This is a genomic window from Neorickettsia risticii str. Illinois (assembly GCF_000022525.1).
Lineage (GTDB): Bacteria > Pseudomonadota > Alphaproteobacteria > Rickettsiales > Anaplasmataceae > Neorickettsia > Neorickettsia risticii.
Map to the genome: position 1 here is coordinate 421,030 of NC_013009.1, position 25,690 is coordinate 446,719.

Annotated in this window: 19 protein-coding genes; 7 read left to right on the forward strand and 12 right to left on the reverse strand. The window is 39.3% G+C overall.

Annotated elements, in window-relative coordinates:
- The first annotated feature begins 125 nt into the window (after positions 1-125).
- Both NRI_RS02045 and NRI_RS02050 read left to right on the forward strand, forming a co-directional pair.
- Positions 126-1,349 (forward strand): ankyrin repeat protein, encoded by a 1,224-nt coding sequence (locus NRI_RS02045; RefSeq protein ID WP_015816336.1) that lies wholly within the window; start codon positions 126-128, stop codon positions 1,347-1,349.
- 151 nt (positions 1,350-1,500) lie between these two features.
- Positions 1,501-5,892, forward strand: a complete 4,392-nt coding sequence (locus tag NRI_RS02050; RefSeq protein ID WP_015816337.1) for a hypothetical protein — start codon at positions 1,501-1,503, stop codon at positions 5,890-5,892.
- A gap of 43 nt (positions 5,893-5,935) precedes the next feature.
- Here the strand turns inward: NRI_RS02050 and lnt are convergent, their stop codons facing one another.
- Both lnt and NRI_RS02060 read right to left on the reverse strand, forming a co-directional pair.
- Entirely contained in the window at positions 5,936-7,354 is a 1,419-nt protein-coding gene (lnt, locus tag NRI_RS02055) for an apolipoprotein N-acyltransferase (protein ID WP_015816338.1), read from the reverse strand.
- Positions 7,351-9,813 carry an AsmA-like C-terminal region-containing protein gene (locus NRI_RS02060; RefSeq protein WP_015816339.1) on the reverse strand — a complete coding sequence of 821 codons (2,463 nt, stop codon included), beginning with the start codon at positions 9,811-9,813 and terminating at the stop codon, positions 7,351-7,353. The genes lnt and NRI_RS02060 overlap by 4 nt, the downstream gene beginning before the upstream one ends.
- A gap of 177 nt (positions 9,814-9,990) precedes the next feature.
- On the opposite strand from NRI_RS02060, the gene ribD reads away from it, so the two are divergent.
- A complete protein-coding gene (gene ribD / locus NRI_RS02065; protein WP_015816340.1) occupies positions 9,991-11,070 on the forward strand; it encodes a bifunctional diaminohydroxyphosphoribosylaminopyrimidine deaminase/5-amino-6-(5-phosphoribosylamino)uracil reductase RibD in 1,080 nt (359 codons plus the stop codon).
- 23 nt (positions 11,071-11,093) lie between these two features.
- Here the strand turns inward: ribD and ligA are convergent, their stop codons facing one another.
- The 7 genes from ligA to leuS form a co-directional block, all read right to left on the reverse strand.
- Positions 11,094-13,106, reverse strand: coding sequence for an NAD-dependent DNA ligase LigA (gene ligA, locus NRI_RS02070; protein ID WP_015816313.1), 2,013 nt, complete (start codon positions 13,104-13,106; stop codon positions 11,094-11,096).
- Positions 13,107-13,120: 14 nt separating this feature from the next.
- Positions 13,121-13,447 carry a dihydroneopterin aldolase gene (locus NRI_RS02075; RefSeq protein WP_081436403.1) on the reverse strand — a complete coding sequence of 109 codons (327 nt, stop codon included), beginning with the start codon at positions 13,445-13,447 and terminating at the stop codon, positions 13,121-13,123.
- Entirely contained in the window at positions 13,428-14,537 is a 1,110-nt protein-coding gene (carA, locus tag NRI_RS02080) for a glutamine-hydrolyzing carbamoyl-phosphate synthase small subunit (RefSeq protein WP_015816343.1), read from the reverse strand. Before carA ends, NRI_RS02075 begins: the two co-directional genes overlap by 20 nt.
- Before the next feature lie 11 nt (positions 14,538-14,548).
- On the reverse strand, positions 14,549-14,779 hold the full coding sequence (rpmE, locus tag NRI_RS02085) for a 50S ribosomal protein L31 (RefSeq protein ID WP_015816341.1): 231 nt from the start codon (positions 14,777-14,779) through the stop codon (positions 14,549-14,551).
- Between the two features lie 68 nt (positions 14,780-14,847).
- Positions 14,848-15,081, reverse strand: coding sequence for a hypothetical protein (locus NRI_RS02090; RefSeq protein WP_015816344.1), 234 nt, complete (start codon positions 15,079-15,081; stop codon positions 14,848-14,850).
- A gap of 187 nt (positions 15,082-15,268) precedes the next feature.
- Positions 15,269-15,820, reverse strand: a complete 552-nt coding sequence (locus NRI_RS02095) for a DUF1013 domain-containing protein (protein ID WP_041351615.1) — start codon at positions 15,818-15,820, stop codon at positions 15,269-15,271.
- A 108-nt stretch (positions 15,821-15,928) separates the two neighbouring features.
- Complete coding sequence (leuS, locus tag NRI_RS02100; RefSeq protein ID WP_041351464.1) at positions 15,929-18,424, reverse strand: leucine--tRNA ligase; 2,496 nt, start codon at positions 18,422-18,424, stop codon at positions 15,929-15,931.
- 178 nt (positions 18,425-18,602) lie between these two features.
- On the opposite strand from leuS, the gene NRI_RS02105 reads away from it, so the two are divergent.
- Positions 18,603-19,052, forward strand: coding sequence for a hypothetical protein (locus NRI_RS02105; RefSeq protein WP_238523038.1), 450 nt, complete (start codon positions 18,603-18,605; stop codon positions 19,050-19,052).
- 80 nt (positions 19,053-19,132) lie between these two features.
- On the opposite strand, the gene NRI_RS02110 is transcribed toward NRI_RS02105, so the two are convergent.
- Complete coding sequence (locus NRI_RS02110) at positions 19,133-19,750, reverse strand: XRE family transcriptional regulator (RefSeq protein ID WP_015816348.1); 618 nt, start codon at positions 19,748-19,750, stop codon at positions 19,133-19,135.
- A 228-nt stretch (positions 19,751-19,978) separates the two neighbouring features.
- Here NRI_RS02110 and ccsA point away from each other — a divergent pair, with 228 nt between their 5' ends.
- The 3 genes from ccsA (at position 19,979) to NRI_RS02125 (ending at position 23,650) form a co-directional block, all read left to right on the forward strand.
- On the forward strand, positions 19,979-20,680 hold the full coding sequence (gene ccsA / locus NRI_RS02115; protein WP_015816349.1) for a cytochrome c biogenesis protein CcsA: 702 nt from the start codon (positions 19,979-19,981) through the stop codon (positions 20,678-20,680).
- The gene (locus NRI_RS02120) at positions 20,661-21,539 is read left to right on the forward strand and encodes an aspartate carbamoyltransferase catalytic subunit (RefSeq protein WP_015816350.1); all 879 of its coding nucleotides are present in this window, start codon (positions 20,661-20,663) and stop codon (positions 21,537-21,539) included. Before ccsA ends, NRI_RS02120 begins: the two co-directional genes overlap by 20 nt.
- A gap of 512 nt (positions 21,540-22,051) precedes the next feature.
- Positions 22,052-23,650, forward strand: a complete 1,599-nt coding sequence (locus NRI_RS02125) for a hypothetical protein (protein ID WP_015816351.1) — start codon at positions 22,052-22,054, stop codon at positions 23,648-23,650.
- Positions 23,651-23,986: 336 nt separating this feature from the next.
- Here NRI_RS02125 and NRI_RS02130 read toward each other — a convergent pair whose 3' ends face one another.
- Both NRI_RS02130 and NRI_RS02135 read right to left on the reverse strand, forming a co-directional pair.
- On the reverse strand, positions 23,987-25,360 hold the full coding sequence (locus NRI_RS02130; RefSeq protein WP_015816352.1) for a PleD family two-component system response regulator: 1,374 nt from the start codon (positions 25,358-25,360) through the stop codon (positions 23,987-23,989).
- 51 nt (positions 25,361-25,411) lie between these two features.
- Positions 25,412-25,690 carry a hypothetical protein gene (locus tag NRI_RS02135; RefSeq protein WP_015816353.1) on the reverse strand — a complete coding sequence of 93 codons (279 nt, stop codon included), beginning with the start codon at positions 25,688-25,690 and terminating at the stop codon, positions 25,412-25,414.

Below are 25,690 nucleotides of genomic sequence, written 5' to 3' on the forward strand. Positions count from 1 at the left end.
ACTGTTTTGGGTATAATCGGCACCTTATCCTTGGGTTTGCCGTTCTCTTCTAGAAAAGGATGTGTTAGGCTGTTTTGGGGTTTCGTTTTGTTGTGTTCAAGCGATTTTTTGCTTTATAGTGGGCTATGCAGGGTCTATACAATAAACTTTTGGATGCTATCAGTTGTGGCAATAACTCTCTTTTCTCTCAACTCACTAGACGTGTCGAATTTGATTATTCGGGGGCTGCTTATGATGAAGTCCCTCTTTTTAATGCAGTAGTTTCAGCTATTTGTATAGAAACTCCAAAAGACGAGAAGAGCATTGCCGATTTGCTTTCTGTACGAACAAAAGAATCGGCTACTGCAATTGCAGGATTAAAGGCAAGAATAGCGGGTAGAGAGGAAATTTTCGGAGATTTATGTAAACATCTTCGTGTAAATAGTTTGATAAATTTAGCAGATTTTGCCACTGGTCTCACACCGATACAAATTGCTTTGGATGCTAATAACGTCACTTTAGTAAATCGATTGTTCGTGAACGGTGCGCTGAGGGATGCCAGATGTGATATTGATGGGGTTTCTGGTTGTACTTTGTTTATGAAAGCGCTTAGTTGTGCAAGTAGTAAGACTTCTGTGGAAATGTTAAAAGCGGTTGCTCGTGGCACGTCTGATGTTCGGCAGTTGACTACAACAGATAAGACAGATAAGCAGCTAGTAAGTGACCTACGTAGCTATTTTCACTCTCTTGCGTCGAATTATGAAGAAGCATTAGCAGTTTTAATATCTTCAGACTGCGACGGGAAAAACATATATCATAGGGCAATTCAAAAAAATGATTCTGAAGCTTTGCAGTGGTTGAAGAATCTTCTTCTATCAGAGAAACCCATCATTGAGGAGGCACAGGAACTTCTGGATGATATTAATCTGTCAAGTAAATATAAAACACAAATTCTGCAAAGTGCTCGTTATGCGAATGATAGGTTTGTCCGTAGAAGGAAAGCAGTAGGTGCAGCGGATGTGGTATTTAATATGCCGTGTGAAGGCCTCACTCCAACGGAGTTCATAGTAAGCAATATGCCTTTTCAAGCTGCTGAAGAGTTTGCTAGGAATGCAATGATTGGAAGCAGTGCTGGAAGTACTTACATGTCTCTTGCGGAAATAGTTGACGGTGGGACGGATTCGCCTGAGTTAATTGAGATTGCTGATGCAATGGTTCGTTGTGCTCCAGAGAACGTGTGTGCAAAGTTTTTTGCTGGTCGCTCTGGTTCGATTCTTTTGAGAAAACTTTGTGATTTTTGTGAAAAGCGTGATGGTGCTATAAGTGAAAAGTCACTTATTGCTTTCTTGATAAAAAATCGCTTTCCCTAGCTGCCTAGAACTTGTCGCGGAAGGTAGGATCAATGTTGAGGATATCCTACATGAGGTAGTTGAAAGTCGTGACCCCAACAGGATTGCTGATATTGCTGTTTATGCTCCACCGAAATTTTGGGAGCACGAGAATGAGGCAGGATATAATCCATTGGAGCTTGCTATTGCAAATGATGATCCTGCTTGCGTTGATGCGATTCTTCAAAGCTTACAAGGTACCTTGGCGACTGCAAGTACTCAGGAAGAGGTCAGCGCGAACCAGGAGTGTATAGATAGGCTTCTTACAAGGGTTGGTAAGATATCTGGAAAGGCAGTCTTGCACTTTGCTGCTGAAAAAGCCCCTGAGCTGGTGGATAGGATTCTTGACTTATCTTCTAATGGTGAAGCCTTATTAGGTATTAAGGATGCAAGAGGCCTCTTGCCGGTCCACCATAACAGAGATATAGAGGCTTTTTATCGACCTTTGTGTGCGAAAAAATACGGTGTATCCGATACGGGACCAACAGCGGCTCAGATTGACGATCTGAAGGAAAGTGTCATACTCCATAAAAAAATTGCTGATGGGGATAAATCTGTCCTGCAAACACTATTTTTGGAAGATGAATCCAATGTCTACAGATGCATAGATACCGCTGGTGGTACGAAAAGCATTCTTGAAGTGGCTGCTGAAAGCGGTAGGTCGGATTTGGTCAGGTTCATTCTTCTAGAACATAAGAAATTACAGGAAAAAAGTAAAAACAAATGTAAGGAACTTGAAGCTGAGCTTGAAAAAATAGCAGTCCTCCAGATTCCTGAAATGCGAGAAAAGTTCAATGATCTGGAAGCTGAAAGGATGTTTCAAGACGGGATGCAGCGCGCTAGGTCTGATTCAATGTCTAGCCATGCTAACGCAACGCTGTTAAGGGTGCTTAGTACCCAGGAACCACAAGATTGGCATCAAGAAGTAATAAATAGTGCAGATTTACGTGAAGAGACGCTTGTTGCAACACTTTTGGATAGTGGTGCAAACCCACTAGTTACAGCTGTACAAAGTGGTAACAATCCGGTTGCACAGAAGATATTGTCAGAAGCCAAAGAGTGCGCAGATGATGATCTCAAGGATAGTCTTATCAAAAATCAAGATGTTGTGGGCCTTTTGAGGTATGGCTTTGGATCAGCTGGCTTATATGATGCTACTTCTACTCCGTCTAAGGATCCTGGAAAGTACAAGGCAGAGTTTGAGCCTTCAAGAGCCGCTTTTGCACTTGTGCGTGAGGAAATGAATGTTCTTAGGGCACAGGTTACCTCAAAGTTTTCTGGTAAGGGTGCTTTGCTTACCTATGCGCATGCTCTTTCCATGGATACACCTGAAGCAGATAATATAAAAGATAAGTTAAATGGCTTTGAAGATGGAGACAGAGCGCTTCTTTCAGTGCGTAGCCCAGATGGTCATAACATAGGCACTCTCATTGCTGCCTTTGGTGGTATTGCGCAATGGCAAGCATACGCGAACAAGTATAGCAAGCTAAAGGCTGCAGATAGTGGTGGTGTTTCTCCTGCGGCGAACGTGTCTGCTGATATAGGCAGTCCCTTCCAGGTTGCGCTTCTGGCAAAGCACTTTGCAAACAGTGGTCCGGAAAAGAGAAGGAGGGCAATCCTCTTTGATTATTTGGTACAGCACTACTTAGATGATGTTTTTACTCCAAACGTGAATGGGGAAAATCTTTTGCACACGGCTGTCAGATGTAACGATGTAGAGGTGCTAGAGTTGATGTTGACGCATGCTGCCTATACAAGTACCGTTACTTTTTCCGCCTTGAATCAACGGAACGGGGCTGGTAGGAATGTTCTGGAGCTTGCTGTTTACATGGATAATGCTTCAATGGTTAAAGTGATGCTTGAGAGTGTGTTGGCACGCCATGGGGCCGGTGCTACGAGCACTTTACTTCTCAAATCGCACCTCTTACATACTGCGGTGGCGACAAATAATGAGGCGATGCTTAAGCTGATTGCAAGCATGCAAAAAATGCTTAATGTGATTACTGCTCCAGAGCAGAAGCTCTTATTGGAGAATCAGAAAGATCCGCAGGGTAGGGATCCATTTGTTCTTGCTGTAGAAATGGGAAACTTTTCTGCTGTGAAAGTGATGCATAAGGCTGGACTGCAAATGAATGTGGAGAGTGTTAAAAGAGCAATTGCAGGGCTTCCAGCCAGCTTTGATGAAAATGAGTTGAACAAATTGATTGAATTTCTCAAGTTGAATAAAGGTGAGTCAGCTGCGCTTCTTGCTGAACGTGAAAAGCGTTTAAGAGAAACTCTTCCTCCAAAACCGCTATTGGCTGCGGAGCCCCAAAGCGCTAAAGTAAGAGAGGGATTTATAGATCAGGTGTGCTGCCTTGCAGAAAATGAATCTAAACTATTCAAAAAGCAGTCTTCTCACGCACACAGTAATGTTCTTTCAAAATTTCAACAAGAGTATAACAAGAGCGCTGCGTCTTTAAAAGAAGATATTACGAGTGACAGGATAGATGCTGCTCTTGCTAGCATGCGCTTGTATGCAGGTCTTATGGACTCTGCAGATGACAGGGGCGGCATTATAAATGCAATACTAGAATCCAATAACTTGCAATTAGCTAAGATTGCTGTGCAAGGTTCAAATAAATTCATAAAGAACTCTAGTGGTGATAACTTGCTGAATTGTATTATAAAGCGTGCTAGCGATGAAACCTTAAGAGAATTGGTTGCCGAGTGTATGAGGGCTGGCTATAGTATTGCTGAGATTTCAGGGGATGAGACAAGCACCTTTCAACTACTAGAAGCAAGAGATCCAACCTTTGCAGCGGGATTAAGAAGTACGTATGAAAAAGAAAGTGCTAAAAGCACCAGTCTAATGAATTGTTTGGAGGATGTTCTGCAGTCTGCAAATGTAGGTGAGAAATCACGTGCAGCTTCTGCATTGCTAGCAGAAATGAATTCTTTTCCCAAAGGCTATAATTTCCCTGTTTTTTCACAGATATTTTCGCAAATACTCAGTGAGGAGATTCATGGTGAGCACTCGTTGGTTACGAAGCGTCTTGGTATGCTCTGCTATTTTTTCAAGGGAGTTTCATACTTTGGAGAAAAAAGCCCCGAGAACGGGGATACAGTTCTGCATATGTTATTTAAAGTGCTTAAAAGCGCTCCCGCAGCTATTGTTGAGGTACGTGATGCTCTTAAGGCTGTTCTTGCAAATGAACATTTTTCTCCTGAGTTACTTTTGGAGAAAAATTACTATGGTGTTTCGGCCTTGGATGTGTTAGCAGGTGTAAAAGGATCGGGGTACCTTTTAGATGTCATTAGGAAAGCTGTTCCAGATTTTGAGGATAAAATTAGCTTTGCGAGAATGTTGATGCTTTCTGTACTTGAGGCAGACTTAGACGAAACCAGAGAATTTTTGGAACGTCATCAGGGTTCTCTCTTAGATGTTAATGCTGAAGATGAAGATGGTATCTCCAGTCTTGAGTGTGCCATTTTGAACAGTAATGTTCCTATGTGCAAGCTTCTCCTTGAATATGGTGCAGAAATAAATACGATTGATGCTTATGGACGCAATTTTCTTGATAAGCTACTTGATCATTCTCTTGAGATAGGTGTTCAGCCTAATCCTGAGATGGTGTCTCTACTTGTAAGTAGAGGTGTAGATTTGATGCACTCTAGCGGAGGTTTAACTACTTTAGAACGATTCAAGAGGTTTGAGCAGAAAAGAGATGTGCACCGTGCTCGTTTAGCTGTCCTGATGGATAAGCCTGAACTCTGCCAGGATGATTATACGGAGTTGCGCGTTTTAATGAATGCACAGTTGGACCGAGATTATTGTCAGATTCTCCATGAGGCTGCACTTGAGCGTGAGCGACTTAATAAAGAAGTGAGCGGACAGGTCGCAAGTGCGTTATATGTTGCAAGTAGTGTTACCTTTGTCAAAAATATAAAGTCAATTGTAAGTGCTCCATTCAGATTAGCAAAAGATAAAAGTGCGGCAAGCATTGTTGGAGGTGTGTTGTGTGTCAACGTTGATGAGAATGCTTCTATTGATACTGATGAACTTTTTTCTTCTGCAAAGCCCTATGGAATACGGTGTAGTAATTTATCGTTCAATGGGGGCAAGGATGTCGTTAAGGTAGAAAGGAGAGCGGATGGTTTAACGAACTATGTTCCTAAAAGTGGGTGTGTCATTGTCTCGGTTGAGGCGAAAGTGAAGGGAAATGACAAGAAAGTTGACATATTCATGAATAGTGATGGTTCTATTTCTTTTGGTTCCAGAAAGAATTCTGATAAGTTGACTTCTCTTTTCAAGGAGGGCAAGATTGACTTCACTTCTTCGGGCGTATATGTCGATGGTATACCACTTGAGAAAGCATTCGGTTCAGCGCCTAAAAAGCCTGTAGTGCATAAACAACTTCATGAGGTAGCAAAAACTTTGAGGGAGGCCGGTGCTTCAGGCGCAGAAGATGTTCATACCCACCAGGGGCACGCACCGACTGGTGGGACGCAGCACGTTGCAGAGCGCAGAGGTGATATAACATAGAAACCGTTATTTAATGTAATGGCCGGCTTTGTACATATTATAATTACCAAGGGCAGAGTCTGTTAATGTTATGGATGAGTGAACTGTACAAGGTCTTCTTTTTATGTTTTTCAGGTATTGCGATGTCTAACACTCCTTCAGAGGAGTAGTCTATTTTTTCCAGAATTCTTCCATATGGGTCAATGACCGCAGAAATACCGGTAGTAGTTGATCTCACAACTGGAAGGCCATATTCTATCGCTCTGATACGTGCCATTTGTAGGTGTTGGTACCGTGCAGTGCTATTTCCAAGCCAACTGTCATTCGTAAGGTTGACTATCCATTCGGCAGACTTTTTTCGGCCAACAAAAGTGCTAAAAATACTTTCGTAACAGAGGATTGGTGATGCCTTGATGCTATCTAACACCTTGGTGTTATCATTACCCCGAGTAAAACTACTCATGCCATTAACAATCTTTTTTATTGGTATTATGTTTTCAAGAGGTACATATTCTCCAAATGGGATAAGTTTGACCTTGTCGTAATATTCTGCGATAACCCCATTGCGAAGTACAAAAATTGAATTAAATAACGCGTTTTTATCTCTACGTGTTCCGGCAGCTATGAGAGGTTTTCCGAGAGCTTGACTCACGTAAAGCGTTATATCTGTTTCAGGTCTCGAGAAAAGGAACGGTAATGATGATTCTGGCCACACGAAATAGGTGATTTTTGCTGAAGGTCTAGAGGTGCTCAATTGAATGTACTTTTTGAGTACCATCTTTTGAAATTCGGCTGTCCAAACCTGCTGATGAGAGATATTTGCCTGCACTATTCTCACGACTTTTGATGAGTATTGTGTTGGATAAAGGCTCAAACGTCTAAGGCCAAAGCAAAAAACTGATATGAATAAAATGACTGAACAAACACAGTAGATTCTGGCTTTTTTTGAATCTTTGAAAAGAAGTTCTCCAATTGATCCAGAAATAAATGTTGTGAATGCTGTAAGTCCAAAGATACCAAAAAGTGATGTTAGCTGAAGAATCTCTAGATGGTTCCATGAATAACCAATGAGGTTCCATGGGAAACCACCAAAACACACTTCTCTTAGGTACTCTGATCCTGTTATTATGATAGAGAAGCTAAGTGGATTTTGCATTGCGATTGCCTTAAATAGAATAAAGGCGCACGTGAAATAAAGAGAAAGAAAAATAGAGAGTACAATAGGAACTGGTATGATCAGCCACCATAAATTTTGTATATCTGTCGCTAATGCAAAAGCAATCCAATATAAAGAAGTCAAAAAAAAGGCACTTCCAAAATGGACAGAAAACAAGAAGGTTTCCCTCATAGAAGAAGATAACCTTAGTTGTTTATATACAAGTGCAAGCGCAAAAATCAGAATGAGCGTCAAGTGAAAGGGTGCAAACCCAAGCGTCATACACACTCCTAGGAGTATTGATAAGTATTTTTCCGATACCTTCATGTATAATTTGCTTTTGCTTCCCTGAGAGTCTCGAATATCGTTTTATTATCAAAGAAGATTCTCGGTTTCCACAGGCTACCTTCAACATTAATGTCAACGGCGATTGGATTGCCGTTAAGATTAAAGAAAACACGTGCAATAGAGGAATTTTTCATATCAATAAGACCGAAATGCGATGAAAAAACACCACTAGTTGCCTGGGTTATAAAACTAAGTGATGCACCTATAATACCGTTGGCAATGTTTCCTGAACCGTCAATTTGAAAGAGGGGAGTAGCCTTCTCAAAGAAACCAACTCTGATAACCTCATCCAATTCTTTTATTGAATTTGCTTCAACTAGTTTCTCTGGAAGACCATCTATATCACCCCCTTCTAGAGAAATACTAGGAGCATTAAAAGTGATTTTGCCGTTCAGATTTCTAACTATTTGAGCAATACTAAAACCTTTAGAAGAAAGATCACCCCGGATATTTGCTTTGCCAGAGACGTAATCGATTTTGAAATGTTTTTTTAAAAGTTCTCCGAGATCTAGGTTAACGGCCGCTATCGATGCAATGATGCTATTTTGTCCTTGGGTAAAAGTGAGATTTGCAACCATTTCAAGGAGTAAGTCTTCTTTTTTGACAGAGAACTTAGTTAGTTTGAGTGTTCCATTTTCTGTCTCTGCTGAAATTGCAAGATTCAAAGGGGGCTCTTCATTATTGATAGCAAAAATATTATTACACTTGAGATTAAACTTGCCACTTAGATTATTAGGAATATAAGGGAAAGAATCTTCGTTCCACTGTATTTTGAAATCTTTGTTGTTTTCTTTTAGAACGTTAAACAGGCTCGGGGGCTCAATTATGCTTTTATCGAATTTATTTCCATCAAGATCTATTTCTAGAATATTTGCATCCTGAGCAAACCTCACCCTCCCTGTAAAACCCATTTTATCCGAATCTACAGATATATATGAAGCATTATTCCTATTTTTTATGTGGTGAACAAAATCAATATGGGAGATTTCATTCTTTCCAATTTTTGTATTTTCTAGCTCGAACCTGACCACCGTATCCAATTCACTAAAGTGATCAAGGAATGCACGAACATTGTCTTTGATAAGCTCTTTTAGCTCCAGCGAGCTGGCTTTGAAATCAGTCCTTATTTTCTTTAGGAGTCGATTGTACTGAATTACTGCATCAACCGCTATTTCATCTGTGAGAAATTTACCACTATTAATGAGGAACATATCCGGGGCAAAAATAAAATTAACTGAAAAATTGAACTGCTTTCCTATCAAATTTGTAATATCCACATACCTCGTCAATAGTGGTGTACCGTTGATCCATTCAGGAACTGTACCAACGCAGTTCCCCTCTGCACGTAGGATAGGATGTTCCCTCAGATTTCTTTCGACAACACCTTTTGCAGTAAACGTCCAATTTTTTGATTGAGAAGAAAAATTATCAATATACGAGAACTTACCTTTATCAATGAAATCAAATTGGATCCCTACAGTTTCGGCCTCCCTAAGCTTAATTTCGTGTGCAACAAACTTTAATTCTCCTTCCCCAAGAAAGTCTCTTTGGATATTTAGAAATGCTAAAAGAGTTCCTTCGGGTGAGCTATTTGTTACACGGCTTAGGTCCACATAACTACTATTGATCTCAACTTTATTTTTTTCGTTATTTTGCGAGACATTGATCACCGACTTCACTAAGTCCGAATCAATCGTTATCAAATAGTTGTTTTTGTTCTGTTCGTAGTGACTACCAATGACGAAGCTGCTATCTTCCTTCGGGTGATAGGAAATACCTGTAAATGTAGAGAGGATTCTAAGTAGATCGTTCCCGCTGCCCGAAATGTGTTTTTCTTTTTCTGAAAGCAATACCTCTATTTTATCCTTCTTACTCGAGAGCTTTACAAGCGATTGGTTTTTTTCTTTTTCCAGGCTTAAAAGAATGTTGTAAGACACTTTATCAGGTCTACCAACTTCACCAGAAAATAGGACTTCTTTCTCTGAAGCAGAAAATGTCCCATTTTTTATGTAAGTGTTAATTGAATAATCGGGGACAATGAGCTCTACATTTTGAAAGTGTAAGTTGTGAAACTTCAGCACAGGGAATTCATTCGTGTCGCTTAATGTGACTTTTCCATTTTTGAGCACAATTTTCGAAATCCGAGGCTTGCCGAAAATGAATGAACTTGGTTCGAAGTCTATATCAAGTTCTTCGAACATATACCGGGATCCAGACACATGCTGAAGAAAATTTAAGGATGTAATTTTCAACCCCAGATTTAAAAAATTGATGGATATATCACCATGAACTTCGATATTTCCACCGAGTAGATGGCTTATTTCATCGAGGTATTCTCTCTTATGAGAGTTAAGTTTTATAACAAATCCGCCAAGAAAACATAAAATCATCATCAAAAGAAAACAAACGACAATTTTAGGAAGACGGTAAGAAGCCATATTCGAAACCAGAGGATAAAACTAAAGAAGATTAACAGAAAAACTCTCTCCCAATTAAAGCTAGCAAATAAAATACTAAAAATCGTTGTTCTGCAGAGAGATAGATGATAGTTTTGTTGCTGTCATTCCCGTATTTACATGAGTTTTCCCAAAACACACGGCCGTATTGTATATTACATGGAAGCGGCAGTAAATGCTTCGCTTTTTGGACAAGGTTTTACTGCTGATAATCCCTCTGTTGGATGCATTATCGTGAAGGATGACGAGGTAGTTGGAAAAGGTGTCACTGGGATTAATGGTTCTCCACATGCGGAAGCGGTTGCTCTGAAAGTTGCCGGTATAAAGGCAAGAGGCGCCGACTTGTACACCACACTCGAGCCCTGTGCACATCACGGGAGAACAGCACCTTGCACAGATTTAATTATTGGATCCGGAATAAAGAACGTCTTTATCGGAACTAGGGATCCAGATACCAGAGTTAACGGTAAAGGGATACAAAAGCTTCGGGAAAGTGGAATTGTTGTTACTACTGGAATTTTAAAAAGGGAGTGCTGTATTAGCAACATAGGGTATTTTTACCGTCAAGTTTTTGGGAAACCATTTGTTACCCTTAAGACTGCAACTACCCTTGATGGAAAAATTGCTTGTTTTAATGGCAAAAGCACTTGGATTACGAGTCCTGCTCTGAGGAGAACAGTACACATGCTAAGACGTATATCTTCGTCTGTTATGATTAGCTATTCAACTCTTAAACATGATGATCCACAGCTTAGCTGTAGGCTACCTGGTGTGAAAAAAGAGTCGATTAAAGTAGTGCTTGATACTCGAGGTGAAATTTCTTCTCCTAATTTTAAAATCTTTAATGACGGCATTGTCTGGTCATTCGGTAAAAAAAATACATTCAAACATAAGAATTTCTTTAATTTTGAAGCTAATCTAAACGGGGAAAAGTTGGATCTGGGAGACATCTTACAGCAACTTGGAACGATGGGTATTAATAGCGTGTTGGTAGAATGTGGAGGCAAATTATTTTCGTCGTTTGTAAATGGAAATTTATTCGATCAGATTATCTGGTTTAGATCCAATAAAGTTGCTGGTGGTGATGCACTGAGTTGTTGCAGTAATTTGAATTTCGATCATCCTTCGAAGTTTATTAAATTAAGAAAAACCAACGAAATAAAAATTCACGATGAATCAGTTGAGTTTTTCGCTAATGATAATTCTGGGAGATTCAATACTGTTTTAGGAAGTTTATAGTAGCTAAAAAATCACTTTATCCATTAGTTGGAGCTTGTATCTCTCTTAAGAGCAGGTGTGTTGTTCCCAGTTGTGAATTCTATGAGGGTTTTTTCTTCTATGATTGCAATACCAAGTTCATTGGCTTTTACTAATTTTGAGCCCGCCTTTTCTCCAGCTACAACATAGTCGACTTGCTTGGAAACACTGTTCAAAACTATACCACCAGCTTTTTTTACGATCTCTTTTGCTTCTTCTCTAGTAATTGAGAGAAGCGTACCTGTAAAAACAAATTTTTTCCCACTAAGTGGGCCACCTATACTAATGGCATGATCAGTAATCATGACGTGATTAGATAAACTTTTTACCATATTGCAATTATCTGGATCACTGAAAAAATCCAGTAAAGATTCACAGACACAACTTCCCATACCATCGAGATTCCTGATCTCATTTTCAGTTTGAGTGTCGTCTTTGAGTATGGACATTTTGTCAAACCAGTTGGCAAAACTTTTGAACTGCTGTGCAAGCATATAAGCAGTCTTTTCACCTACATTTTTTATTCCAAGGCTAAAAATAAATTTTTCCAAACTTATTTTCCGAGACTTCTCAATGCTTGTGAGAATATTATCTACTGATTTTTCTCCCCAACCATCATATTTTTTGATCTCATCTCTGTGCTTATCTAAGCAAAAAATATCTGCTGGTTCTGAAATAAATTCCTTCTCAATAAAAAAAGAAATGTGTGATGTCCCTATACCATCTATATCGAATGCTTGCGCTGAGACAAGATGTTTTATTTGCTGTATTACCTGTTCAGTACATTTTTTGCGATTATTGCAACGAATCGCCGCTTCGTTATTTTTTCTTATCAGTGTAGAAGAACAGGATGGACATTTATCAGGAAAGATAAACCTCTCCTGATTAGTTCTATACGAGATGTCTACTTCAAGTACTTTTGGAATGACGTCTCCAGCTCTTTCTACGGTTACCAGATCTCCTTCGCGGATGTCTTTTCTTGCTAGTTCGTCTTCGTTGTATAGGCTTGCCCTTGATATAACAACTCCGCCTATGGTAATCGGTTTTAAGTGAGCAACCGGCGTGATGATACCTGTACGCCCAACGCTGAGCTTAATTTTTTCAAGTATAGTCTTGCCTCGATGTGAGGGAAATTTATGCGCTATGGCCCATCTAGGTGCATCTGATAGCGTGCCCAGCCTCGCATGTAACTTGAGGTTATTCACCTTGTAAACCAGCCCATCTATATCGTACTTGATTTGCGAGCGTCCACGATAAACTGAATCGTAAAAGCTCATGATTTCAGGCACTTTTGATGAAGCTAGTCTCAACGGATTTGTCATAAAACCGCGCTCACTGAGAAAATGTAACACATCTTCCTGATGTTCTATTCCATCGATTTTGCTGATGCTATAAGCGAAGTATTGCAGATTGCGTTCCTTCGTTATTTCAGGATTAAGTTGCCTAAGTGACCCCGCAGCAGCATTCCGAGGATTTGAAAAGCCTTCAAGAGTTTGAAAAGTATCATGGTCAAGGAAAACTTCTCCACGTACTTCCAAAAGATCTGGTACATCCACAATTTCTATAGGGAACCCATTGATAACTTTCATGTTATCAATAATGTTTTCTCCTATTTTCCCGTCTCCTCTTGTTGCACAAGAGAGCAGTTTTCCATTGATGTAACGTGCAGAAAATGACACGCCATCTATTTTAGGCTCACATAGGAATTCAAGTTCATTTTTGAGATTAAGGAATCTTTTTGTTCTTTCTATGTACTCTACCAGTTCTTCTTCCGAGAAGATGTTGCGTAATGAAAGCATAGGAGACAAGTGTTTGACTTTTTGGAACTTCTCGGAAGCAGGATAGCCAATAACCACCGGAAAGCCTAGACTCGGATTTGCTTCCAGAAGCTTAAGATAACGGCCCTTAATGGAATCATATTCAGCATCTGTTATCTCCGGACTATCATCTTGATAGTACTTCTTATTGTGTCGTAGGAGTTTCTCGTAAAGCTCTTGAATTTCCTTCTTTGCTTTCATTGAACGTGGTGCTTTTAAGAACCGGTTTCACTATCATATTCCACCTGCACGGAGGCAGACTCAAGCAGTTTAAAAAAAGACGGTTTTTTTACTTCAAGTGATAATTTAATTGGAGCAAAACAATTAATCAGTGTTGCAGCAAGAGTCTCTGCTAAGTCCTCAACATACTCAAAATGCACATCAGCAACGGACAAGGCAAGGCGTTCAAGAATCAAGCTGTAATCAAGTAACTTATCTGAATAGAGAGTAATGTTAACCAAAACTATTCTTCTCACAACCCTTTCCCAAGAACGGATTCCTAATCCCGTATGTAGAGTAATTCTATTGAGAACTAATTTCATCAAAAAATTTAGTAAAGATATAGTGAGAGTCATGCGTCCCTGGCGAACCTTCAGGATGATATTGAACAGAAAAGATTTTTCTGTCTTTTATCTTGATTCCCTCCACAGAACGGTCAAACAAGGATCTGTGTGTAACAATAATATCTTTATTATTTAACGTCGATTCGTCTAATACAAAACCGTGATTTTGACTTGTGATTTCTACCTTTTGCGTCTCAAGATTGATAACAGGGTGATTAGTTCCTCTATGTCCTACAAGCATCTTTCTTGTTTTACATCCAAATGCGAGAAGCAGTAACTGGTGTCCTAGACAGATTCCTAAGACCGGTAAATTAGATGCAAGAACTCTTGAAAAATCCTCACACAACTGTAAGTACGTCGCAGACGGATCACCCGGACCATTCGAGAGGACGATGCCAGCAAAGTCCTCCGACTCCAAAGCAGACGAAAACCCTTTTTTTCCATCTACTACCACAACTGCAAAATATTTTTCCAGATTTCTTATGATGCCGTCCTTTATGCCAAAGTCGACTACACAGACTTTCTTTCTCTTATCACCAGCACAGTAGGGTGAGCATCGCGCATTTCCACTTGCAGATATAGCTAACTCATTTCCATTCATATCCTCAGCTTCTCTAAGAAGTGAGAGAGCTTCATCTACACCGATGTCATTAATGGGAAAAATGATACCGCCCTGATTACCCTTTAGGCGAACTAACCGAGTAATCGCACGCGTATCAACTCCGTATATTGCTGCAATACCATTATCTTCTAGCCAGCTAGAAAAGCTTCTTATCTTCAAATGATGCAAGAAATCCTGTGGCCTTTCTCGAAAAATCAGTCCCCTAGCAAAAACACGGGAAGACTCATTGTCACAGGAATTAATTGCAACATTCCCAATATGGGGAAAAGCAAAAAGAATGATTTGACCAGAGAAAGAGGGATCAGTGATGGTATGCTGGTAGCCTGTCATACCAGTAGTGAAACATACCTCACCAACCGCAACGCCCCTCCTGCCATACGAAAATCCGAAAAAACACTCACCACCGGCAAAAGCGAGACAGCTATCGTATGACAAGTTCTTGTTCATCCTCGAGCAAATTACATGAAGTCCTCTCCAAACTTCTCCTTGAATTTATTGACCTTACTAGTGGACCTGATGCTTGTAGAAGCAGATTTTGTCCAGGCCGGGTGAGTTTCAGGAGGCCAGTCGCCAGCATTGTGAACAATAACCTCACCTTCTTTACCAATGGTTGACTTTACTTTGAGTCTCATTCCATTGGTAAATTCAAGGATAACATCGTACACTGCCGGATGAATGTTTTTTTTCATGAGCTAAGACTCTTCGGATCGACAACGGAATAACATTCTAACCGAGTAAACCAGTTTCAGCAACCGAGTTAATGTCCTCCCAAAAAATCAAAATCCATAAAACCATAAATCGTAGTAGAGCATTCACCGCCGTTGCGAATAATCTCGTCCCGTTCTTCCGGAGTCGGATCTACCACGTGCTCTTTTCCATCCGAATACCGAAAGACCATACAACAAGGCTTTACCGCTTGTTTCGCACGTTCCATATGCTGTTCTATGAACCACTCGTCATAAGCCTCAAATGGATCAAGATTTTTTGTCATACATTAAAACCACTAGGACTAACAATATGTTAACATATTAATTGAATAGGACCACCAAGCCAACTAAGCTTGATCGTTGCAAAAAACTCAAGAGATAAACAACTCAAGCACTCACGATGCCATTCGAAAAAAGCTCTGCGGCGAAACCGCAATCGTGCAAGGAGAAATAGGCAAATGCACCCTTTAGCTACATAGAATCTTCCATACTTTCCTCGATCTCACGAAGGCGCTGTTCACTTTGCTCTGAAATCTTCACTTTTAGCAAGGCTTCATCTAAGTCCTCCTGCGAGTAGAGATTGAACAAAATCGGATCACGAGGTTTTAGGTTTTCATAATTCCAATAAGTCCTATCCCTAATGGACTTTACAATTTTTGCAGTAGTCCCTATGAGGGATACTATCTGTGCATCACTCAACTCAGGATACTTATTGATAAGCCACAGAGCCGCATCCGACTTAACCCTACGTTTAACAACGGGGGTATATGCCCTGCCTTTTCTTTTTCTCTTATCAACAATGGATTTAATACACAACTTCCTACTGGGATCGTTCTCACAAGCTTCTATATCAGCTTGCTCCACCTCTCCCGTAATACGAGGATCGCATCCTATGAGACCGTGTGCGACGGTGCCATCCGCGATACCCTCTACTTCTAAAACGTGCAAACCGCAAGCTTGTGCAATTTGTTCAAAAGTCAGAGCTGTCTTATCTACCAACCAGACAGCTACTGCTTTGCGCATTAAGGGCGAAGCCATAATTAGTAAACCACAATAGTGAAACCTAACCGTAATTCCGCACGGCAGAATATATCAAGAAGGTATCTTAAATTTAACGTTCTAAACATTCGGTTAACCAGAACTGCTGCAAAGAAAATTAACCATCTTACCAGGAACATATATAACTTTATCAACTACGGCATTCTTGATCAATCTTTTTGCTAGGGAAATTATCTCTTCTTCAGAAGAATCTTTCTTCACTTCTAACAATTTTACGAATTTTCCATTCTTCCGCACCATTAATGTGACCGCATCGCTTTGAATGAGTACTTCATTATAAGCAACCCATGGGGAGCCGTATAGAACGACATCGGTTTCAAGCTTTGAGGCCAAATATTCAGCTAAGTGTGGTACAAATGGTTCGAGTATCCTCAAAAGTATGTGAATCGTTTCTTTAGATAATGCTCCGGACGCACTCAGCAAGTTGACCAACTCGTGAATCTTTGCAACTGCACAATTTAATTTTATTTCATCAATGTATTTCGTCATATCGGAGATAATCCTGTTAATCTGGATTTTAACGTTCTGCTCTGTTTGAACTTCAGCACTGGTTTTACTGGAAAGATATCTTTCTACAAGATTTTTGATTCTTTGCAAAAACTTAAACGACGCATTTATGCCCCTATCTGACCATCCAAAACTGTTTTCTGGAGGATTATCAGAAAGAATAAAGAACCTTGCTGCATCAGCACCATATTTTGAAACTATTTCGTCAAGATCCACGATATTCCTTTTAGATTTACTCATTTTCTCCATTTTACCAACCAGAACTTTTTCACCTTTTTCCAGCAGTAATTTTGCTTCCTCAGGGTACAGATATTCACCGGAAGAGTTCTGGTAGCTCTCATGGCAAACCATACCCTGTGTGAGTAGACTATGAAATGGTTCCACTACATCTACGTATCCACATTTGTTTAAGGCGCGCGTAAAGAACCTAGCATAAAGCAAATGTAATATTGCATGTTCTATTCCGCCGATGTACATGTCGACAGGAAGAAAATATTCGCAAGACTCCTTATCTATTCCTCCCTCTTTACTGCAAAAGGCCGCAAAATACCAAGAAGATTCAAAAAATGTATCGAAGGTATCTGTATCTCTAACTGCAGGACCACCACATTTTGGACAATTTGTATATTTCCATGTTGGATGGTGTTCTAGTGGATTACCTTGTACTGTGAAATTTATTTCTTCTGGAAGTGTAATAGGCAGATCTTCAACTTTTACTGGTTGCATCGAACACTTTTCACAGTACACAACCGGAATCGGACAGCCCCAATATCGCTGCCTTGATATTCCCCAGTCTCGCAATTTGTACGAGTTCTTTGCCTCACCGATACCAATCGAAGAAATTTTTTCAATTATAAATTTTCGTGCCTCTATCACCTGCATTCCATCCAGGAAATTTGAATTACACATTACTCCTTCTTCCAAACAGTAGGGTAGTGCAATATTTGTGCATTTTGCTGAGATAACTCTTAAGCACGGTAAGTTGTATTGCTGTGCGAATTCAAAATCTCGTGTATCATGAGCTGGGCAACCAAATATTGCTCCCGAACCGTATTCTGCAAATACAAAATTTGCTACGTATAAAGGAAGCTCACCGCCAGAAAAGGGATGCTTCACTTTTATTTTTGTTAGAATGCCAAGCTTTTGCCCATCAACTTTCTCAAGATTTACCGTCCCAGACAAGTTTTTGTTGTCATCGCAATGATCTGACTCACAGGTAGTTTGCGTGCACAGTATTTCTCTCTCTGCATTACTCAATAAATTTAGTTCATTAACCAAAGGATGATTAACTGAAATAGCACAAAATGAGGCACCAAAGATCGTCTCGGGTCTAGTAGTGAATACCTCAATAAATCTTTGCTCATATCCGCTTATAGGAAATTTTATCAGTGCCCCTTCAGATTTTCCTATCCAATTTGCTTGCATAGTTTTAACCTTCTCTGGCCAGCCAGTAAGCGAATCTAATCCCTTCAGGAGTTCTTCGGAAAAGTCGCTAATTTTAAGGAACCATTGCGGAATCTTTCTCTTCACGACAACCGCACCTGATCTCCAACCACGCCCATCAATGACCTGTTCATTTGCAAGGACTGTGTTATCGATAGGATCCCAATTTACTTCGGAATTTTTTTTGTATGCTAAACCAGCTTTTAGAAAGGCCAAAAAAAATTTTTGTTCGTGCTTATAATACTCAGGAGAGCAGGTTGAAAGTTCTCTGTTCCAATCATACGATAGACCTATACTCTTGAGAGAGGTTCGCATCTTTGCAATATTTTTTTCCGTCCATATCCTTGGGTGGATATTGCTACTTATCGCGGCTTTTTCAGCTGGTAGACCAAACGCATCCCAACCAATTGGGTGTAAGACATTGTACCCCTGACTTCTCTTATAACGTGCTAAGACGTCTCCAATAACGTAATTTCTCAGATGTCCCATGTGTAGTTTTCCCGACGGGTAGGGAAACATACTCAGAACATAGTACTTTTTTCTTTTGAAGTCACAACTGGAAAAATCCCATAATGATTGAGAAAACTGTTCTATTTCCTTAAAATTGTAATTCGACATGTATCCCAACTGTAAGCAGTCTGAACAGGATTCTAGCACAAGACAACTTACATGACACAATAAATGCATACATGCGTGTTAATTCTCTTTCCTTTTTTACTTTACAGCATTTTCTTATATCTAAATTTAAGTAATATTTGCAATATTTTCTGTATGAAATAAGGGAATGTATATAAATATGGGAAACTTTAATATTAATAAATTTATAACTTGCTTTGTAATTGGAGTAATACTGTCTGGCTGCATCACCTTTGACCCCGTATATAGAACATCATATAGCTTTATTCCTCCAAAAAGTCAGAACGGAAGGGAATGTGCAAACAAGTGTCTGCTCATGAAACAAACGTGTCAAAATTCTTGTAATAAGAGTAATGATACACAAACAGCAAATATCCTCATCAACATAGGAAAAGAAGAAAAAAAGGAAAAACCCAATTCCTCAGATAAATTCCACGAAAGCAGTAGTTGGGAGATGGATGAGTACCGCAAAAGAGTACAAGAAAGGGCAAGATATGAAAGATGCCAAAACTCTTGTAATTATGATCACAGATTATGTCACACGAACTGCGGCGGTGAGGTAATAGTAAAAACAATGTGTGTACAAAATTGCAACGAAGAAAAAAAATAACGCCGTACCGGCAAAGCATACTACTCATAAATTTTGTTTCTTACAGAGCAGTCAGACTGTTCTATAAGAAACTTAAAGTGTTACAATCTCCTGAGTGTAAAGATTACTTTACCTATTATGTCAATTTCGTCAAAGTGTTTGATATAGGTTGAGTATTTCTCATTATCCGGGGTTATCTTAACGTCTTGGCTTCCAAAGATATGTTCAACGCTTCGCACTATACTGTTGAACTTATCGCGTATAAGAAAGACCCCGGACTTCATTCTATCGCCCTGAACAAATTTTTTTATTATCAAAGTCTCATTTGGCATTATGCTTGGCGACATACTATCGTCATACATAATGCAGGAGTATAGTTTACCTGCCTCGCTTATATGTTCTTCGCAAAAGGCCCTGTTAAAGAGAAAGCTAACACTGAGCTGATTATCTAGGCTATGCACGGGTAGATAGTTTTCGTAATCTATTGAATCTGGTGATACATTTATAAGATAAGAAATCGAGATACCTAATTCCCTTGAAATGGAATTAAGCTTTTTTGAAGTAGGATTTTTTGACTTACCATTCAATATGTCGTATACGAATGATTTTCCGACCCCTGCTCTCTCAGCGAGTTCTCTCGCATTAATGCCGATTTCTTCCATCCGCTTCCTTATTTTATATGCCATTACATTCGTTATCTGGTCAGCGATTTTTGTCATGTCTGCTGCTCAATCAAAAAAAATATACCGTGGATGTATCACAATTTAAAATTGTGCACAATCTTTTTTGTACAATTCTTCACAATTATTTATTAAAATAGATGTAAATTATCAACTTCAAGCAGAAACATAGTAATTCTTATTCTGATCTTAATCAGCACCAATGTTTAGTTCTATTAGGCGTTAAGCGGTTGTATTCAATATTTAATGTAACAATTCCACTACACGATGAAAAAAAACTTCCTCGATACCAGTATATCAAAAAAGTGTATTTTTAGCTTGATATTCGCTTTATGCGTTTTATATTCATTCGCTTTTTATTTTGTATTTTCGTCTCCTATTGACCAATTACACGGTAACTTAGTACGGATCATGTACATTCATGTTCCCGCTGCTTGGCTCGGTATAGGTCTGTACTGCGTCATTGGACTACTGAACTTGCTGTATTTATCCTTTTCTGTGCTAAGGTTTGGTGTAATTGCATATGCATTAGCACCAATCGGTATGGTTTTCTCCTTAATCTGTTTGATTACTGGAGGTCTCTGGGGAAAACCAATATGGGGAGCATTTTGGGTATGGGACGCCAGATTAACATCAATGTTAGTCCTCTTTTTTTTATATTTGGGTTACTACATACTCTGGGACTACAAGGAATTTAACATCAAATTGGCTGCTATACTTAACTTAGTTGGTTTGGCAAATATCCCGATTATTAAACTCTCAGTTTATTTGTGGGCAACATTACATCAGAAATCCAGTTTTATAAGAAGTGGTGGTATATCAATTCATCCATCAATGCTTACGCCTTTGTTGTTGATGTTTCTAGCATCCTTTGTGTTGACACTCCTATTATGGTATTTTAACGCTCGTGCAACGCTGAACTTAAAGAAAATAGAGAAGCTGCTTTTATATGAGAAGTCTACTGACTAATAACGATATTACCGTTGATGAGATTTATGAGATCTTCGATCTGGCTGCTTTCTATTTAAAGAATGGAATTAAGAATGATCTGCTTGGAAAAGTGGTTTTCTCGGTTTTTTTTGAGAGCTCGACACGCACCGAAACTTCTTTTTCGCTTGCTGCAAGTAAACTCGGTTGCCTAGTTGAAAAAGTAAATGTAGCAACTGTCGCACTAAAAAAGGGTGAGCACTTAGTGGATTTTTTTACTTCCTTAAATGGCCTTTCACCAAACGCGTTCATAATACGACACAGCCAAAGTGGTGTTCTTCATATCTTAGAAAAATATATTGATTGTTGCATTGTTAATGCAGGTGACGGGACAAACGAACATCCAACGCAGGGATTAATAGATGCATTTACCGTGCTCCTACTGAAGGAAAAGATAGAGGGTTTAAATATACTTGTCTGTGGAGATATTATAAGGAGTAGAGTTGCTCATTCTACTATACCTATACTCCAAAGACTTGGGGCAACCGTTTCAATTTCTGGACCGCTGAGTTTTATGCCCACAATCCAAGTAGAACAAATTATTTACTATGATAACTTTCCTGCAGCGGCTAAATCTGCTGATGTCATAATAATGCTGCGTACTCAGACCGAACGTACGGGACAGAAAGTTTTGGCTGGTACTACGGCCCCTTTTTGTCTTGATGAAAATATTCTGAAAGATTTAAGTCCTGACGTGCTTATAATGCATCCGGGACCTATTCATAGAAATTGTGAGATTTCAAATATTGTCCTTGATGACCCTAGGTGTGCAATACTTACACAAGTGAGGAATTCCCAATATGTAAGAGCAGCTGTATTGAACTTTCTCATAAAAAGTTAGCACCTATCATTATCAAGAAAATGAACTTGGAAAAGGGTGGATGCTCCTCTGGACTACTATAATAAGTTCTCTGTAGCAGTGAAGTTTGGCTGATGTCATGGTGTTGCCACATATTCGGAGCGCAAACATAGAACAAAAGGTTTCATCTGGTACTATGGTTCCAGGATGAATTTTGCCAGTTTTTCAAGTTTTATATTTTGGTAGGACACTTATACGCTACTACAACTCATTAGGTTCTTCGTGAAACATTAAGTTAGACGCTTTTTACTACCTAACTTGGAGATAATGAGAATTAACTCTAATGTGCTTTATCCATGCAGTATCTTCTACAGCGCCTGACCTAGAGTTCGAAAAATGCTGAATCTGTCAATGAGGAGAAAATTTCAGAATTCCTACAATTTCCCAATTTTGATCAAGAATTTTACTAAAAAATAAATTATTTTACATCTATAAAAGCCGTCGTGTTTATTGTTATAATTTATTAATAAATTTATAAAAAATGCTATTTTTTTATGCAAGGGCAAGAGAACCGACTCGTAAGTTATCTCACCCACGGGGGATGTACGTATAAGTTACTTCAAAAAGGAAGTAACTTAACTTTAGAAGTCGAAAACTCATCTGGCCAAAAAGCTAGCGTAAACGTAGATGGGGTTGATTCCTCATCTTTTACACCAAAACTTGATCCACTCTCTAAAAGTAATACAGCCCAAGTTGCGCTAACATTTAAAGAGGCTGGAAAAACATTTAAGAGCTCCGTTTATCTATATGATAGTAGCAAAGTTTCATTGACGGAGCAGGGTAGTGGGTATACACACCCGGGAAAACTGTTAAATATAAATGTCTGTGGGCCAGTAAACCGTGAAAAACTCTGTGCAGTATATGATGAATCCGGCGTTATAAAAGTTCAGGTCCTTTCTGTAAATAGTGACACAGGTGCCATTGTAAGTAGTGGCACTTCAAAGACAGTAAAGGGCTTGGAAAATAGAGTGACAGCAATTTCTGCAGCAGAAGTAGGAAGAGGGCAGCGCATTGTAATACTTGCAAAAGATGGCACTACTTTGAAAAGGGGTAGTTCTACAGGAAGTAGTATTACTATGTCCACATTTACACCCACTGGTGGATTAAGTGGAAACAAAGTAGAAAAAATCATTCTCAACGCGTGTAAAGAGAACAAGGTTTGCGCAATTGTAAGTTGTGCAGATGGAAAACTATATTATTTGAAGTCCGGCAGTAATGATATCAGTAATGCTGCGGCTGAAATTATGAGCAGCACAGGCAACACTGCAAACCTGAGCGTAGACCCAGAATACGATAGTGGTAGTACTGTAGCAAGGTTTAATGTCTTTGTAACAGAAGGCGAAGGTAGCGTCAAAAAAGCTACCTTCGCCATTACTGGAAATCAATGTGAGAAAAGTAATAGCGTTACTGTCACAGAAGAAATCAGCACAGTACGTCCATTAACTGCAACAACAGATCAAGCAGGCAGAGAATCTACAGAAATAAGCAGAGCAGTAACCACGTCTCAGATAGCGGTGACCAATTCAAGCAGGGAATTCAGGAATACGAATAGAGCGATCACATCGGCATCCACAACCACTCAAAAAACAACTACGTCCGTCGTAGTGAGAAGAAAAAATATTACTCCTCATACTAGCTCTAAGTCGAACACCGCATCCAGAACCCCCAGTAGCAAAAGAAGAGCAACTAAAACTACAGATATAACCCCTCGAAAACCCACTCCAATTGCATTAGAGAGCTCAAGTACTGCCTTTTATACCCAAGCAAATGCTAGACAATTGTTTGGTGATACGACTGTCGGAAGAGGAAGCACCTCGACGACAGTTGCACCTTCCAATGCAGGCAGCGCAGGTGCTGTGCTTGGTATGATAGCTGGAGGTGTGTTTTTCCTTCTACTTCTTGGGTTCCTATGGCTTATACATCGTGTATGTCGGAGAAGAGCCAGAATGAGACATCTCTTAGAAGCAGAACTTTCAGCACTCGCAATGGAGAACCTTAATCCTTCTGAGGATGAGAATTCCGATACCGAAATACCCGGCCCACTACAAGAAACAAGCACAGAACGTGGGCCTGAGAATCACAACCAAAAGTAACTTACTCTAAAAATGAGAAAAAAAATTTCCATCACCTTTGATTCCTCATTACTATAAAAGAAAGTCGTATTGTCAACCCCCTCTTTTACCTTTACTTATGCACAATAGAAAAACGATTACGTGTTAACACTGATAAAATACAACTCTGATATTGAAAACTATGCCATAAACAGATGACTAAAACGCCCACAAGTACTCGGTATTGCTTCATATACATGGATTGATCGTACAACCAAAAACCTCTTTTTATGTACACAAATACTTGGAGACCAAAGCACTACTTTAATATCAAGAAAATTTAGGTATTCAGAGGTCTTAATGAGACATAAAACAGATTCATTGGTGACAATGATCAGACATTACCACCCGGTTTCTACCTTTCTCCTTTGCGATGTAGAGGTTTGCGTCAGCTCTGCCTATTAAGGTTTTCGTAGTATCCTGAGGTTGATATTCGGACACTCCTATACTAACAGTCAACGGAACTTTTACTTCATCATTGATAGTGCTAAATTCCGTTTTCTCAACAGTTTTTCTAATTCGTTCAGCAGTAGCAAAAGCATCTTCAAGCCCGATGTCAACAAGAACAACTACTATTTCCTCTCCTCCAAATTTAGCCACCAAGTCATTAAGCCTGAGACAGCCTTTTAAACATGTAGCAAGTTGTTTTAAAACAAGATCACCAGAAAGATGCCCACAAGCATCATTGATTTTTTTAAAGTAATCAATGTCTATCATCATTAAGGAAAAGGTCTTATTTTGTGACTTCGTTAAAGTCGCTAGAAGCTCATCCATGTACTTTTCAAAATAGTATCTATTGTACAACGATGTTAGCGGGTCTATGACGGCCATTTTAAGACTGTCTTCCACATTTTTTTCGATTATATCTTGGTATTTTTTCCGCTTGACCTGCGTAGTTACTCTAGCAATGAACTCGCTTTTATTAACTGGAACGCATATATAATCATTTATTCCAAGTTCTGTTATCTCAGTGATTAAGCTTTCATCGTCTTCATCATCAACTATAGCTATAATCGGTATAGACCTTGTCTTGAGTTGGCTTTTGATCGCAGAACAAAGTCTAAGCAGATCCTTAGAGAGACTGATATTCACTATCAGAACATCGAAAGTCGTATATTCTGCTTCTTTTTCAGTAAGATAAAGTACGTGTGGAAATGTTGGCTTAAGTATTTCTTCTAGCTCTTTAGATTCAGAATACTGTTGATTAACTATTGCAATCACTCCAGACGAGACATTCTCCACATAATTTATAATTTTACTTTCCGTGCCGCTGGTAATTTGGGATTTAGTACTTATTCTGAGACGTACTTCATCCAGGACAGTTTTGAATCGTAATAGAGACTTTATTCTTATGAAGAGAGTAAAGTCTTTCGCTGGTTTAACAAGAAAATCGTCAGCTCCACTACTTAGACCTTCCACTTTATTTTCAATATCGTTGAGCGCAGTGACAATAATCACTGGAATGTGCATGGTGGAATAGTCACTTTTCAGACGTCTACATGTTTCAAATCCATCCATTTCTGGCATCATCACATCCAGCAAAATCACATCCGGCTGGTGCTGTCTAGCAAGCTCTATCGCGGCAACCCCAGAAGAAGCAGTAATCACTTGATAGTACTTCGCTGTTAATTTGATTTCTAATATTTTAATATTGCTTGGAATATCATCCACAACCAGAATTAATGCAGTCATTTTCTTTTCCTTTCACATTCAGGTAGCAAAACGATACACTCCACCGCACTGTCATTCAGAATCACCCCCTTCGATTTTCTTTGCATCTTTTTCTTCTATCTGCAAATCCAAGGGAAATTCATAAGCTTCGTATATCTGCTCATCATCTCCAGTAATAGATTTAGAATGGATAGGTCGGTGAAGATAATCTATCCACTCCTTTTTTAGTAGCTCAAAGCGCTCATGGAGACTTCTGAGTGTCCTAAAAATTTCTCTTATGGACGCCTTATCCAAAAAGAAGACTGCTATTCCAAGAATTACAAGGAGCTCAAAAAAGCCCACTCCTAACAT

Coding starts and splice junctions, on each gene's coding strand:
- NRI_RS02045 (WP_015816336.1), top strand. CDS start 126: ATGCAGGGTCTATACAATAAACTTTTGGATGCTATCAGTTGTGGCAAT.
- lnt (WP_015816338.1), bottom strand. CDS start 7,354: ATGAAGGTATCGGAAAAATACTTATCAATACTCCTAGGAGTGTGTATG.
- NRI_RS02060 (WP_015816339.1), bottom strand. CDS start 9,813: ATGGCTTCTTACCGTCTTCCTAAAATTGTCGTTTGTTTTCTTTTGATG.
- ribD (WP_015816340.1), top strand. CDS start 9,991: ATGGAAGCGGCAGTAAATGCTTCGCTTTTTGGACAAGGTTTTACTGCT.
- ligA (WP_015816313.1), bottom strand. CDS start 13,106: ATGAAAGCAAAGAAGGAAATTCAAGAGCTTTACGAGAAACTCCTACGA.
- NRI_RS02075 (WP_081436403.1), bottom strand. CDS start 13,447: ATGAAATTAGTTCTCAATAGAATTACTCTACATACGGGATTAGGAATC.
- carA (WP_015816343.1), bottom strand. CDS start 14,537: ATGAACAAGAACTTGTCATACGATAGCTGTCTCGCTTTTGCCGGTGGT.
- rpmE (WP_015816341.1), bottom strand. CDS start 14,779: ATGAAAAAAAACATTCATCCGGCAGTGTACGATGTTATCCTTGAATTT.
- NRI_RS02090 (WP_015816344.1), bottom strand. CDS start 15,081: ATGACAAAAAATCTTGATCCATTTGAGGCTTATGACGAGTGGTTCATA.
- NRI_RS02095 (WP_041351615.1), bottom strand. CDS start 15,820: ATGCGCAAAGCAGTAGCTGTCTGGTTGGTAGATAAGACAGCTCTGACT.
- leuS (WP_041351464.1), bottom strand. CDS start 18,424: ATGTCGAATTACAATTTTAAGGAAATAGAACAGTTTTCTCAATCATTA.
- NRI_RS02105 (WP_238523038.1), top strand. CDS start 18,603: ATGGGAAACTTTAATATTAATAAATTTATAACTTGCTTTGTAATTGGA.
- NRI_RS02110 (WP_015816348.1), bottom strand. CDS start 19,750: ATGACAAAAATCGCTGACCAGATAACGAATGTAATGGCATATAAAATA.
- ccsA (WP_015816349.1), top strand. CDS start 19,979: ATGAAAAAAAACTTCCTCGATACCAGTATATCAAAAAAGTGTATTTTT.
- NRI_RS02120 (WP_015816350.1), top strand. CDS start 20,661: ATGAGAAGTCTACTGACTAATAACGATATTACCGTTGATGAGATTTAT.
- NRI_RS02125 (WP_015816351.1), top strand. CDS start 22,052: ATGCAAGGGCAAGAGAACCGACTCGTAAGTTATCTCACCCACGGGGGA.
- NRI_RS02130 (WP_015816352.1), bottom strand. CDS start 25,360: ATGACTGCATTAATTCTGGTTGTGGATGATATTCCAAGCAATATTAAA.
- NRI_RS02135 (WP_015816353.1), bottom strand. CDS start 25,690: ATGTTAGGAGTGGGCTTTTTTGAGCTCCTTGTAATTCTTGGAATAGCA.